The 12831-nt window shown below is 30.6% G+C and carries 14 protein-coding genes; 4 read left to right on the top strand and 10 right to left on the bottom strand.

The features are described from left to right. Positions 1-262: 262 nt before the first annotated feature. Together L1S46_RS10505 and L1S46_RS10500 are read right to left on the bottom strand one after the other, a co-directional pair. Positions 263-403, bottom strand: a complete 141-nt coding sequence (locus L1S46_RS10505; RefSeq protein ID WP_238899935.1) for a hypothetical protein — start codon at positions 401-403, stop codon at positions 263-265. A 45-nt stretch (positions 404-448) separates the two neighbouring features. Continuing rightward, positions 449-574 (bottom strand): GNAT family N-acetyltransferase, encoded by a 126-nt coding sequence (locus tag L1S46_RS10500; RefSeq protein ID WP_143765762.1) that lies wholly within the window; start codon positions 572-574, stop codon positions 449-451. 239 nt (positions 575-813) lie between these two features. Between L1S46_RS10500 and L1S46_RS10495 the strand changes: the two genes are divergently transcribed. Continuing rightward, positions 814-2481, top strand: coding sequence for a 2-oxoacid:acceptor oxidoreductase subunit alpha (locus L1S46_RS10495; protein WP_238899934.1), 1668 nt, complete (start codon positions 814-816; stop codon positions 2479-2481). Between the two features lie 3 nt (positions 2482-2484). Continuing rightward, on the top strand, positions 2485-3333 hold the full coding sequence (locus tag L1S46_RS10490; protein ID WP_238899933.1) for a 2-oxoacid:ferredoxin oxidoreductase subunit beta: 849 nt from the start codon (positions 2485-2487) through the stop codon (positions 3331-3333). 160 nt (positions 3334-3493) lie between these two features. On the opposite strand, the gene L1S46_RS10485 is transcribed toward L1S46_RS10490, so the two are convergent. The 3 genes from L1S46_RS10485 to L1S46_RS10475 all read right to left on the bottom strand — a co-directional run bounded on the left by L1S46_RS10485 (position 3494) and on the right by L1S46_RS10475 (position 6369). Further along, positions 3494-4300: a nitroreductase family protein gene (locus L1S46_RS10485; protein WP_238899932.1), complete on the bottom strand. Its 807-nt coding sequence runs from the start codon at positions 4298-4300 to the stop codon at positions 3494-3496. A 392-nt stretch (positions 4301-4692) separates the two neighbouring features. Further along, complete coding sequence (locus L1S46_RS10480; protein WP_238899931.1) at positions 4693-5271, bottom strand: TetR/AcrR family transcriptional regulator; 579 nt, start codon at positions 5269-5271, stop codon at positions 4693-4695. A 339-nt stretch (positions 5272-5610) separates the two neighbouring features. Beyond that, positions 5611-6369 (bottom strand): EFR1 family ferrodoxin, encoded by a 759-nt coding sequence (locus L1S46_RS10475; RefSeq protein ID WP_238899930.1) that lies wholly within the window; start codon positions 6367-6369, stop codon positions 5611-5613. Positions 6370-6485: 116 nt separating this feature from the next. Between L1S46_RS10475 and L1S46_RS10470 the strand changes: the two genes are divergently transcribed. After that, complete coding sequence (locus L1S46_RS10470; protein ID WP_077829761.1) at positions 6486-7052, top strand: TetR/AcrR family transcriptional regulator; 567 nt, start codon at positions 6486-6488, stop codon at positions 7050-7052. A gap of 260 nt (positions 7053-7312) precedes the next feature. Here L1S46_RS10470 and L1S46_RS10465 read toward each other — a convergent pair whose 3' ends face one another. From L1S46_RS10465 to L1S46_RS10450, 4 genes are all read right to left on the bottom strand, one after another. Continuing rightward, the gene (locus L1S46_RS10465; protein ID WP_238899929.1) at positions 7313-7768 is read right to left on the bottom strand and encodes a DUF1453 domain-containing protein; all 456 of its coding nucleotides are present in this window, start codon (positions 7766-7768) and stop codon (positions 7313-7315) included. A 247-nt stretch (positions 7769-8015) separates the two neighbouring features. Next, positions 8016-8591, bottom strand: coding sequence for an isoprenylcysteine carboxylmethyltransferase family protein (locus L1S46_RS10460; RefSeq protein WP_238899928.1), 576 nt, complete (start codon positions 8589-8591; stop codon positions 8016-8018). A gap of 26 nt (positions 8592-8617) precedes the next feature. Then, positions 8618-9085 (bottom strand): MarR family transcriptional regulator, encoded by a 468-nt coding sequence (locus tag L1S46_RS10455; RefSeq protein ID WP_238899927.1) that lies wholly within the window; start codon positions 9083-9085, stop codon positions 8618-8620. Between the two features lie 309 nt (positions 9086-9394). Further along, on the bottom strand, positions 9395-9994 hold the full coding sequence (locus L1S46_RS10450) for a TetR/AcrR family transcriptional regulator (RefSeq protein WP_238899926.1): 600 nt from the start codon (positions 9992-9994) through the stop codon (positions 9395-9397). Positions 9995-10292: 298 nt separating this feature from the next. Here L1S46_RS10450 and L1S46_RS10445 point away from each other — a divergent pair, with 298 nt between their 5' ends. Continuing rightward, a complete protein-coding gene (locus tag L1S46_RS10445; protein WP_238899925.1) occupies positions 10293-11537 on the top strand; it encodes an MFS transporter in 1245 nt (414 codons plus the stop codon). Positions 11538-11859: 322 nt separating this feature from the next. Here L1S46_RS10445 and L1S46_RS10440 read toward each other — a convergent pair whose 3' ends face one another. Next, on the bottom strand, positions 11860-12702 hold the full coding sequence (locus L1S46_RS10440) for an ABC transporter substrate-binding protein (protein ID WP_238899924.1): 843 nt from the start codon (positions 12700-12702) through the stop codon (positions 11860-11862). Positions 12703-12831 lie beyond the last annotated feature (129 nt).

Genomic DNA, 12831 nt, shown 5'->3' with positions numbered 1-12831 from the left:
AAACTTGAGTCATTCAAGCTTTTTTTCATATACTTTTTAAAATAATCCTTATTCAGTTAGTTTAGTTAAAAACTACCTCTTTGCGCATATTTACATCACCTTTACATTTATATTCTTTTCATGTTTATATTTTAGTATAGTTACATCATATATGAATTTTAAATTTTTTTCAATGCTTTTATTTTTTAGGCTATATTAAATAATAGTGTTAATAATGAAGGATATTATGAATAGAACTCATTCGGTGAGTTCTATTCATTTTCTATAACTTCAAAATATACTCTTTACCCTCGTATAAGTTTTCTCCACCATTACATTCATATGGTATGTTCCTAATATATAAAAATCCTAACTTGTCCAATATTTTACCAGAAGCAGGATTTTCTTCTGCATATCTCCCCATTATTTCTTTTATCCCTAAATCTTCTTTATCAAATTTTATAACTTCCTACATTGCTTCTGTTGTGTAGCCAAAGCCCCATGCTTTTTTACCCAAATTATATGCTATCTCAAATTTCTCATACTCTTCTTCAACATAAATTAGTCCAGTTCCAAGCAAATAACCTGTTTCCATTAATCATTATTAATTTCATAAAAGTTGCTCATTTTCAGTAAGTTCTCAAATATATTTTACTGGTAATATATCACCTACTTATCCATTAACTAACAAAACACTTTCTTTACAACAATAGAAATAAGTGCTAATATTAATATAACGATAATTATTATCAATTAATAATAATTATAAATTTAAGAATATAAATAATAACATTATTTTAGATAAATTAATAAATAAATAAGGAGGTTTTTATTATGAATTATAATATTCTTATTGGAGGCGCTGCAGGTCAAGGCGTTGATACCACTGCTTCCATACTTGAAAAATTGTTAAAAAAGTCAGGATATAGTGTTTTTACTGTAAAAGATTTGATGTCTAGAGTAAGAGGCGGTCATAATTTTTCACTTATACGATTCGGAAATGAAGAAGTACTTTCCCATACTTATGAAGTTGATGGAATTATTGCATTAAACGAAGATACTGCTGAACTTCATAAAGATAAGCTAAAGGAAAATGGTTTTATATTGGGTGACTCTGATTTTGATATTAATGATGATAGAGCTATAAAAGTTCCTATGAAGAAAATAGCTAAAGAACTTGGAAATCCTAAGGTTACTGGTACCATTGCTGTTGGTGCAGCTATAAAGCTTTTTGGAATTGAAAATACAAATATAGAAGAATCTCTAAAATCATCAGTAAAAGAAAGATTTTTAGAAGTTAATATTAAAGCTGCTTTGATAGGTTACGATAGTGTAGAATCTAAATTTAGCTCTCAACCTGGGAGCTTCTCAGATTATTTGATATTAAACGGTAATACTTCTTTAGCTTTAGGAGCTATAGCTGCAGGATTAAAATTCTATTCCGCTTATCCTATGTCTCCTTCTACATCAATTCTAGAATATCTCGCATCGATTTCACAAAAAGCAGATGTGCTAGTTGAGCAAGCAGAGGATGAAATCGCAGCAATAAATATGGCTATAGGAGCTTCTTTTGCAGGCGCAAGAGCTATGACCGGAACTTCTGGAGGAGGATTTTGCTTAAAGGTTGAGGCCCTTGGACTATCTGGTATGGCCGAAATACCTTTAGTAGTCGTTGATGTTCAAAGACCAGGCCCTACTACTGGACTTCCAACTAGAACAGAACAAAGCGATCTTAAGTTTGTCATTTCTGCATCACAAGGTGAATTTCCAAGAATGGTTATAGCAATACGTACGATTGAAGATGCATTTTATCAGACTATTAGGGCTTTCAACATGGCAGAGAAATACCAAATTCCAGTAATACTCTTAAGTGACCAATACTTAGGTGATGGTATAGCTTCTGTTAAGCCTTTCGATTTAAATAGAGTTAAAGTTTATAAACCTGCTGAAGTAAATATAAAAGATGGAGAATATTTAAGATATAAAATAACTGAAGATGGTGTATCTCCAAGACTTATTCCAGGAAAAACAAAAAACTTTGTAACAGCAGATAGTGATGAACATGATGAAATGGGTAAGATTACTGAATCTGCAGAAGTAAGAAATGAAATGATGGATAAGCGTATGAGAAAACTTAGTAATTTAAAACTTGATTTAGAAGAGCCAGAATTTTTTGGTGATGAAAATTGTGATAATTTGCTTCTAGGCTGGGGATCTACCTATGGTGTTATAAAGGAAGCAGTAAAATTGTTAAATGGAAGAAATGTTGGCAGTTTTGGAGCCCTTTTATTTGGAGATGTGTATCCATTACCTCAAAAAAAACTTAATGAAAAGGCTAAAGTGGCTAAAAAAATTATTGATATAGAACAAAATGCTACTGGTCAATTAGCGGATCTTATAAGAGAACAAACAGGAATAAACTGCGATTATAAAATTTTGAAATATGATGGTAGACAAATATCTGCAAATGAAATTGTAGATAGAATTATAAAGGAGGTTTAGGATATGAGTGAACAATTTCATACTTACGAAACAGCTTGGTGCCCAGGCTGTGGTAATTTTAATATATTAGAAAGTTTAAAAAGAGCGTTAACTGAATTAGGAAAGGACCCTTATGAAGTTTTAATGGTTGCAGGAATTGGCCAAGCCGCTAAGTTGCCTCAATATATAAGTGCTAATAGTTTCTGTGGTTTACACGGTAGAGCAATACCTGCTGCAGTTGCTGCTAAAATGGCAAATGATAAGCTAACAGTTATAGTAGATTCTGGTGATGGTGATACCTATGGAGAAGGTGGAAATCATTTTATCCATAATATAAGAAGGAACACCAATATAACTCATTTTGTTCATGATAACCAAATATATGGTCTTACAAAAGGTCAAGCCTCTCCTACTTCTGGAATAGGTCTAGTAACTGGGGCTCAAACTACTGGAAATATCAATGCCCCATTAAATCCTGTAGCTTTAGCTATAACACTTGGAGCAGGCTTTGTTGCCAGAGCCTTTAGTGGAGATATGGATCAGCTTGTTTCAATTATGAAGGAAGCAATTTCTTATAAAGGATATGCTATGGTGGATATTTTTCAACCTTGCGTAACTTTTAATCATATTAACACTTTCTCCTTCTATAAAAATAGAGTTTATTCTTTAGATGAAAATTACGACCCTAGCAATAAACTTGCTGCACTAGAAAAAGCTATGGAGTTTGGAGATAAGATTCCAACTGGAATTCTATATAGAGAAGATAAGGAAAGCTTTAGTGAAAGAAATGTTGTTTTAAATAAAGGTACAGCTCTTATTGACAGACCTTTCAATCCTTCTATTATAGAAGAACTTACTTCTCAGCTTGTATAATTTAATTTATAGTTATGAGCATTAAAGATTATTTCAACAAACAAACTTGATATAAAAGAGCAATAACAAATTTGTTATTGCTCTTTTATCCTTTTTGAATAATGACAAATATAACCAAAGGAAATAAAACTAATTTCACTTATTTGGTCTATTTAATAATTTAGTTTTCAAAAAAGGAAGCTGATAGCGGTTGTCTTTCTGTAAATCTTTTAAAGCTATGTTTAGGATATCCTACCATTACAACTCCTGTTATTTTCTTTTTCTCTGGAATGTTAAAAATCCTGTACATTGGTGAATTATCACCACGAGCACAAATTTCAAATACTCCTGCCCAACATGATCCAAGTCCAAGAGATGGAGCATACAATTCAAGATACGATAATGAAAGAATTGAATTTTCTCTACCATTACGAAAATCTTCATCAGCCAAAGTTATAATTATACTAGGTGCATCTCTTAAGATAGTGTCAACTTTAGTATTCTTGTAGCCACTAATCATTCCTGCTAATACCTTGCTCAAAGTTTCATTATTTTCAAACCAATTAATGCATTCCTCAACTGCTAATTCAATTGTTTTTTTATCGTCTACTATTAGATATGATATACCTTGTGAATTACTTGCTGTTGGGGCCAAATGTGCAACATCAACAAGTTCCAATAACTTTTCTCTTTCAACTGGTATATTCTTATATGAACGAATAGATCTTCGTGATCTAATAAAATTCTTTACTTCTTCTGGATTTAGCCTTTTGATTTCTCCTATCTCACTTTGCATAGCTAATGGAGATTTCTTATTATCTATAGCCTCTTTTGGACATACAGCCACACAATGACCACATTCTATGCATGCATTAGGATTGACTTCTTTTGGGCCATCCGCTTCTAGTTTTAATACTCCTGTTGGACATTCCACCACGCACATTCCACATTTTATACATTTTTCTTTACTTACAGTTATTAAGCTCATTTTTATTCACTCCTTATTAATTTTTGCACTCGCATAATGATACGAATACACTTAATTTTTATTTAATTTATAATACATGTTAAAAAATTTTTCCAAAACTTGCTTCTTTCCATTAATTTTTCATTTTAACTCATGTCCATTACTTTTCCACAAATGTATCACTCTCATTATCACCTCCTTTAGCCATGCTTAGTATCTTTTTGAGAACAATCATTCTAATTGATCTAAAAAAATTATGTATTCAAAAAATCTACAATATTATTCACTTTTCTTTATTCACTAAATTTCTTATATTATTGGTTTGAATAGTGTCTATACTCTTCTAATATGCAAAAGGGCTCAGCGGAACATAAACAGTTTTGAGAACGTTCATTCTAATTAGCATAAAAGAATTAACTATTTAATAAATCCATAAAAAAATCTGCTATACGATGTAATTTTTCTTTGCTCGCTGACATTCTTAACTGCACACGAATTCCAAGCAATGTATTTTGAAGTATTTCTGATAAAACTTCTGGATCATACTTGCAAGAAAATTCACCTGTCTCCATGCCTTTTCGAACAAGATCAGCAAGTAGTTGTTCTGTTTGCATAAATATCTTTTCAATTTTTTCTTCTATCTCTTTATCCCTAAGAGCCATCTCTGTTGCTGAATTTACAATTAAGCAACCCCATTGTTTATCTTCATATCCTTGGATTGTAAAATCAAATATAAATTTTATAGCTTGTTTTGCTGTTTCTGCATGTGAAATTCCAGCCTGCATTTTATTTTTTATTAATTCTGCATAAAAATCTACAGTTCTTAAGAATAATGTGTGTTTATCACCGAAGGTATCATATAAACTTCTACGATGTATTCCCATATGCTCTACTAAATCATTTAAAGATGTCTTTTCGTAGCCTTGCTTCCAAAATAATTCCATAGCTTTCTGAAGAACTACATTTTCATCAAATTCTCTGCTTCGTCCCATCAAGTTCCCTCCTTTATACAATTAATATTAGCATTTTGAGAACGATCGGTCAAGAATTATTTACATACTTAATCATACCTATATTTTCGCACATTACATGCTGGAAAGAAAAGTTACCTGGCACAACACAAGAGCCCCTACCCTAGCCTACAATTTTCTGCCTAAAACACTTCACTAAATAGGTTTATACTAATTTCTCTTTTGATCTTGATCTTAATATAACGTCATCCCTTTGAAGCCAATTCTTCTGCATATGCTTTTCCAATACCAGATGACGCTTCTGTAACCAAGATAACTTTTCCCTTTTAATTAAACATTTTCTTAACCTCTTAAAATAGATCAATTATTTGCCTCTATTATTTCCTTCAATTTAACATTTTGATTAATAAATCTAGCTTTACTTTTTTCTTGCTTAAGCCGTATATCATTCTGTGGACAATGATTAATACAGGCTAAACACTGCTCACAATTTCCTTTATAAACAGGTTTAGTATCTACATTAATATTATTTACTGGACAAACTTTCTTACAAACTTTGCAGCTATTACAGGTATCTTCTACATAGAAATTCTTATCATATTTAGCATTAGCCTTAGTCTTAGAATGAAACTTTTTTATTATTGCTTCAATACATTTTATAACTGCAGAATGTCTCTTGATATATATTTTTTTAACTTGGATATCATTGATTATTTGTGCAAGACTTTCTTCTATATTCTTCTTCGGCTCTTTTTTTATCTCTTTAGCCATATCAAACACTGGAAGGTAATTGTCAACCATAAGTATTTCATTAATGTATGAAAACTGGATTTGATTTCTTTTTCCAATTTCTAAAAGCTCAGGTATGACTGCTCCTGAAAAAGATCCAAAAGACACTACGGCAAAAATATATTTACTTTTTAGTTCAACTTTATTTAGAAACTCCTCAACAATTTTAGGAACTCCTCCATAATAACTCGGAAATACAATACCAATCTTTTCATCTTCAAACTCAAACTGTCCTAGTTTCATTAACTTAGGAATAGAATAACTTTCTCCTACAATTCTCTTTGCCACATATAAATTGTTGCCAGTTCCTGTAAAATAAAATATTTTCATAATGCGCTCCTTTCAGATGTTTCACTTGTAACTCCTTATGGACTATAGTATAATTTGATAACATAAATAATTCAAGTGAATATAGGCTAGCTGTTACAAAAGGAGGAATATTGTTTATGACTAATAAATACAATGCTGAACAGAATAAGATTACAAAAGAGAGTATTTTAGGTGCTCTTATGTCTTTAATGGAGAAAAAGGACTTCAAGAATATATCTATTACAGAAGTATCACAAAAAGCTGGTGTATCACGGATGGCTTTTTATCGTAATTACAGCATAATGGAAGATATCCTTATTGATCATCTAGACGATATGTTTAGAGAGTATTCAACCCTTTTAAATCATAAAGAAATAAGTAATTATGAAATGACACGTTTATTTTTTTACTATTTTAGACAACATCAAAAATTTATTGAAAACCTACTAAGGTCTAAATTAACCCACTTAATACTTGAACGATCTATTGAATTTCTTAATATATACTCAAAAACTATAACATGCACCATGGATTGCTCTCCTGAATTTGAAAAATATAATATTGGATTCATTGCAGGCGGATTTTTTAATGTATTGATGATTTGGTGCAAAAGTGGTATGACAGAGAGTGACGAGAAGATGGCAGAAATTGTTCATGAGAGGCTTTCAAATCATATTGCTGGAATCACCTTAACAGATTTCTGATTAAATCCAAGATATATACGAAGTATGGGAAATGGATAAGAAAGATTCGCTACTGACTTAACTCTAATTTAAGAATATATTAATAATGCATTATTGGAGTCATCCTCCCATACAATGTCTAAAATATTATCATAGAAATGCATTTACATAAAAAGTCCCCCACTTTCTAGTCTGAGCTGACTTTAGTTGATACATTTCCTTAAACATAATTTCTCATTTGTTTATTTCAAGAACTGGATACTCCTAATTTCATAAAATAACTATTGAACATCCCCTAATATTTTAAAGTACTTATATGATAGCCATAAACTTCTTCCTACCATTGAAGCACACCCAAATGCGAGAATTCCTATACCTATAAAGCTAGTTATATTTCCGCCAATATATCTAAAAGCCGATTTTACAACGATAAGGAAAACATAGACTCCAAGACTTAAATACGATTCATTATAATAAACCTCACCTCTAGCTTCATCCTTACTATATTTTAATGTTCTTCCACGAATTATTCCCACTCCTAGACCAATAATTGAACAAATAATTATTATCATAATCTCTTTCAATGAAAAACTTAATGTTTTTGCATAGTCTTCAACAATCATTAGAATAAGTAGTATAGGTAACAACCATAAATTAGGGAACTTAATTCTTTTATTCTTCCCATTAAGTATCCTTAAAAACTTTAATACTATAAAAATCAATAAAATATAAACCATTGACACTAATTCCACCTCTAAACTTTATTTTCTATTACTCAAAATTTTCTGATATAATAATGCAAACACTTTGGAACTGTAGATAATAACAATCTCTCAATAGCTTATCTTTTAAAGTCTCATTATTAACAGTAATTGTAAACCTAATTTTTATGCCTACCTTGGATACAGTTGTCTCTAATAATGACACCTTTACTAAACCTAATAATTTCACTTAGTTAAGCACGCTGTAATAAATATTATAAATTTAGAATATATGTGGAATTAACGCCCATGATTCTTTTATGTATTTCTCATATTCTTTACCAAATTCTAATACTAAAAATCTTTGTTCCCTATTTATTTTTATAATATAAGTAATTAAAATGATACAAAATCCAATAATAGAAGCTAAACTTCCAAATGTAAGAAAAGTTCCAAAAAAGCCACATACTATTCCTGTATAAATAGGATTTCTTATATATTTATATGGGCCACTACGAACTAATCTTTGCTCCTCTACTTTTTGAATGGCTCCACTCCAATTTCTACCTAATACTATTCTAGCCCATATTGCAAATAAAAGAGAGAATATTAAAATTGCGATACCTATATAGTCAACATATTCATAACTAGGTAATATCCTATTCCATAAGAATATACTTTTAAACTGAAAAAAGGTAATGGCATAAGAGACTATTACTAATATTAAATGCACTACTCTTGGTATGTTCCCTTGACCACTTGATTCTTTTTTTACATTTGACCTAGTTTTTATCGCTGCTAATATCCAGTAAATCCAAAATATGCCCCAAATATAGCTAACTACAGTAATATTACTCATAAAATCCTCCTCATATTTTATTAGACTTAATCACCACTTTTAATATATTTTTCTGCAATTTCTATAAACGTATCCTTTGTCACTGAATTCATGTCATGTAAAAATTTTAATATGGTAGCTTTCTCCTCATCATTATATTGAGCTATAATATCTTTTTTCTTATTATATGATTTCTCATGAATTTTTTTATGAATTTCAGACACATTTAATCCTAATTCCGTTAAATCATAATATACTTCTTTATTATTCCCTTCCTTTTGATACTTCGATACATAGCCTTCGTTTAATAACTTTTTACACATTTTAGTTATAGCACCTGTTGTCATTCCTAATTCTTGTGATAGCTTAGTTATATTTGCATCTTCGATATATTCTATAGCTGCAATACAATGAATTTGTGAAAAAGTAAGTTTATTCTTTATATTAGGAACATCTATTTCATTATTTTCTTGTATTTCCTTTAGTGAAAATATAATTTCATTAACAATATCCATATTAATTTCCTCCCCAATATTACTTCCTCGGAAGTAATATCATATTATAATATTATTTCTTCCATGTCAACATTTTTTACTTTAAAGACTTACTCTTAGATTTAATTAAGCACTTGTAATACCTAATGAACAGATTCCACTGTTTAAAATACCAAAACTATTCAATCAACCTTTTTTAAGTTATTCCCTCAAGGAGTGCCTCGTCCACAGATTTTACTGGAATATAAATTTCTAAAAAACTAAGAAACCACCGGCTTAACCGGTGGTTCTGATTCATATTCACTAACGTTACAATTTAGAATTAAAGAACTAAGATGATTGTAATGAAAATTGTTCTAAATACTTGGATAAACTTTCAATATTAAATTGCATATGACGATTATTCCCCTCAAGTTTACTTAGCATTATCCCACCTTCTAAGGCGGAAAAAATGAAAGTAGCAAGAGCGTCGGTATCAAGATTTGGCTTTAACTCACCGTTCTGTATACCTTGATAAAGAATTTCCTTAATATATTGCAGCATCCTTTCAAGGCTTTGCTGGGCTTTTTTTCGTAATTCAGAGTGAGTATCATCACTTTCAATAGCCGTGTTTAATACAGGACATCCTCCACTGAAAGGGGGAAACTCAACAACTTGTTCATAAACCTTGAATATAGCTAGAATTTTATTAATCGCTGATTGTTGTTCATTTACGGCTTCGGTAAATTTTTCATTAACAATTCCTACTGCGTAATCATATGCCTCAAGCGCAATCTCATCCTTACATGCAAAGTGACGATAAATCCCCCCTCTCTTGATTCCAGTTACTTCAGTAATATCAGAGAGCGAAGATCCTGCGTAACCTCGCTGGTTAAAAAGTTCAGCCGATTTCTTAATTATATACTTGCGTGTATTTTCTCCTTTAGTCATAGTATCTATCCTCCAAGGAATGTAATTCTTCGTAATTTCCTCCTCATTGCACATGTTATTTTTTTAATTATTATAGCATATCTCCAAAAATTTAAACAGTTATTGCAAGCCAGGGTTTATTTCTTGGATGAACCTGATCTATTAATCCAAAATGCCAATTATATAATTATAAATAATAAAAAATATTCTCAACACCAGAAATATGAATATAAATTTGCACTTTCTTAATGGTTGTGTTAACATAGTAAAAAAGATATCGTTCAGTATCTTTTTATTATATTAAAATGAGGTGAAGAAAATGAACGACACATGGTTTAAAGAACGTAAGTATGCTTGGATCGGCTTGGCTGCTTTGTGGATTATCGGCTTTATTGGCGCATTATTGCGTTTCATTATGGCTACTTATCAAGTTCAAATTTCTCAAGATTTGAATATAAGTAGAAGCTTGATTTCTATGGCATGGTCAACCAACCTACTAATTGCAGCATTATGCACCCCAATAGGAGGATGGATTGCGGACCGCTATGGACCTAAGAAATTAATGCTACTAAGTACAATGTTTAGTATCTTAGGGACAAGTATCGTTTTTGTGGGGCATAATTCTACTTTGTTTTTTATCGGATATGGAGTCATATCAGGTTTTTACGGTATAGGAGCCTCTGCCACATATATTCTAATATTTGACTGGTTCCAACATCATCGAGCAAAAGCTACTGCACTTCTGGCAAGCTCATCATCTATTGGTCTCGCCGTTTGCACTCCAATTTTTATCTCGAACACTTGGTTAACATGGAAGGACGCATTTCTGATTTCTTGCCTGCTCAGCCTTTTTGTTGCATTGCCAGTTATTCAGTTTCTTATTCGGAATCCTCAAAATCCACAGAAGAAAGCAAAAGAATCCGAACAACCAAAAGTGAAAATGCTTTTCAAAGGTTCTCATATGTTATTATTTCTATTTATTGGTTTTGCATTATTTACATGTGGGTTTAATATGGGTACTGTAGAAATGAATTTAGTGGCTATTTATCAATTGTCTAGCGTAAAGCCTGCTTTGATTGCCGTATCCATGAGTACCTTAGGAATTATGGAAATAATCGGTTCCTTTATTTTCGGATATCTTTTGGATCGTATCAATAAATTTACAGCGATGTCGTTGTTGTACGGGATACGCATCTTAGCGTTTATAATTTTGTTTGTACATTCGCCATGGTCGCCAATTGTGTTTGCAGTCTTCTTCGGATTTACTTACCTAGGTGCTGTACCAGGAGGAATGTTAATTGCTAACGAGAATACAAAAGAAAAAGGAAAGTTCATTGGAAGTCTCCTTCTATTCCATCAAGCAGGCGGGATCATTGGTAGCTTAATCGGAGGTGTTTCCTTTGATATCAGTAAGAGCTATCAACTACTCATTGGTTTTGATATGCTTCTATGCATTTTAGTTACCATAGGGTATTTTACGAATTATTGGCTACGATACAAAAATACTTTATATGTAAGTAGATATACAAATGAAGTTAACAAACTACACTCAAATGATCAATAATTAAGTATCAATATATTTTAAGTTTCCATCTACATGTTCTAAGTAATGAGAATTTGATCTTAATGATTTACATTTTAGCCAATAAAAAAAACGCTATAATTTTATTATCACCCAAATATTTTTCTTTTCTAATCTAAAGATCTGTTTTTCCATCTTAAAATTATGTAAAAACCTAGGGCTTTCTCAAGCAAATAATCCTCAAACCCGCATTATACAAGCATATTCTTCAGAATATTAGAATATCAGAATATATATTCTAATATTCTGAAGAATAAATATTGTTAAGAAGATATATTCTTAACAATATTTTAGAATTGTGTACTCAGTTACTAATCATATTATTTTTATCTAATCCATTCTTTACAAGAATAGAATATAACGCACCATCTGCTTTCATATCATTAATTGCTTTATTTAATGCGTTTAATAAGAAAACATCATCTTTTTTAACTGCTATTCCCATTACTCCTTGTAATTCAGGCGTATAGCCTTTTAGCTGCCTTAACAAAGGATCTTTTTCCTTTATATAGTAGTTTATAATAATAGAATCAGCTAAACCCGCATCAATTTTCCCGCTACTTATAGCATTAAATAAATCAGTTGTACTATCAAAACTTAATACATCTTTTATTAAGTTATTTTCCTTCCACTTTTTCGCTAGATCTTCAAATATTGTTCCTTTTTCTACTCCAACTACTGCACTTTTTAAATCACTCATAAAATTAATTTTTGAAAATCTTGGTACAATAACAGTTTCTGATTCTTTATACAATGGCTTAGTAAACGCTACTATTTTTTCACTTTCAGGAGTCATAAATATTCCACCAACTGCTATATCTATACTATCATCAGCATTAAATTTATCTAACAAATCTGCAAATGTTACTTCCTTAATTTCAACTTTATTAATTCCAAGCCGCCGTGTAATTTCATTCATAATATCCGCATCAATTCCACTCATCTCATTCGTTTCTTCATTTATCCAAAAGAATGGAATTTCCTTTGATGGTGCAGCAATAGTTATTATTCCTTTTTCTTTTATCATTTCCAATCTATCTTTTTCTATTGAACTATTTGCCATTATAGTTTCCCTAGGTGCTATCATAAATCCAATTATTATTCCAATAATATTTACAATAACAATTGAAGTAAATATTTTTTTCATAAATAAAAATCTCCTTTAAAACGATAAACATATCTTTAAATTATTATTTGGAACTTAAATTTAAATTATCCTCATTTGAAAAAAATTCAAACTTTTAAAAATAATACTTTGCCTTTTAGGTTAACCTTT

The sequence above is a fragment of the Clostridium sp. YIM B02500 genome (assembly GCF_022324665.1).
Taxonomy (GTDB): Bacteria; Bacillota; Clostridia; order Clostridiales; family Clostridiaceae; genus Clostridium; species Clostridium beijerinckii.
This window is presented reverse-complemented; position numbering and strand designations above follow the sequence as displayed.

Excerpts from the sequence above, each read along its gene's own strand:
- L1S46_RS10505 (WP_238899935.1), bottom strand. The coding sequence starts at position 403 with ATGGGGAGATATGCAGAAGAAAATCCTGCTTCTGGTAAAATATTGGAC.
- L1S46_RS10440 (WP_238899924.1), bottom strand. The coding sequence starts at position 12,702 with ATGAAAAAAATATTTACTTCAATTGTTATTGTAAATATTATTGGAATA.
- L1S46_RS10470 (WP_077829761.1), top strand. The coding sequence starts at position 6,486 with ATGACTAATAAATACAATGCTGAACAGAATAAGATTACAAAAGAGAGT.
- L1S46_RS10500 (WP_143765762.1), bottom strand. The coding sequence starts at position 574 with ATGGAAACAGGTTATTTGCTTGGAACTGGACTAATTTATGTTGAAGAA.
- L1S46_RS10450 (WP_238899926.1), bottom strand. The coding sequence starts at position 9,994 with ATGACTAAAGGAGAAAATACACGCAAGTATATAATTAAGAAATCGGCT.
- L1S46_RS10490 (WP_238899933.1), top strand. The coding sequence starts at position 2,485 with ATGAGTGAACAATTTCATACTTACGAAACAGCTTGGTGCCCAGGCTGT.
- L1S46_RS10465 (WP_238899929.1), bottom strand. The coding sequence starts at position 7,768 with ATGGTTTATATTTTATTGATTTTTATAGTATTAAAGTTTTTAAGGATA.
- L1S46_RS10445 (WP_238899925.1), top strand. The coding sequence starts at position 10,293 with ATGAACGACACATGGTTTAAAGAACGTAAGTATGCTTGGATCGGCTTG.
- L1S46_RS10485 (WP_238899932.1), bottom strand. The coding sequence starts at position 4,300 with ATGAGCTTAATAACTGTAAGTAAAGAAAAATGTATAAAATGTGGAATG.
- L1S46_RS10480 (WP_238899931.1), bottom strand. The coding sequence starts at position 5,271 with ATGGGACGAAGCAGAGAATTTGATGAAAATGTAGTTCTTCAGAAAGCT.
- L1S46_RS10460 (WP_238899928.1), bottom strand. The coding sequence starts at position 8,591 with ATGAGTAATATTACTGTAGTTAGCTATATTTGGGGCATATTTTGGATT.
- L1S46_RS10475 (WP_238899930.1), bottom strand. The coding sequence starts at position 6,369 with ATGAAAATATTTTATTTTACAGGAACTGGCAACAATTTATATGTGGCA.
- L1S46_RS10455 (WP_238899927.1), bottom strand. The coding sequence starts at position 9,085 with ATGGATATTGTTAATGAAATTATATTTTCACTAAAGGAAATACAAGAA.
- L1S46_RS10495 (WP_238899934.1), top strand. The coding sequence starts at position 814 with ATGAATTATAATATTCTTATTGGAGGCGCTGCAGGTCAAGGCGTTGAT.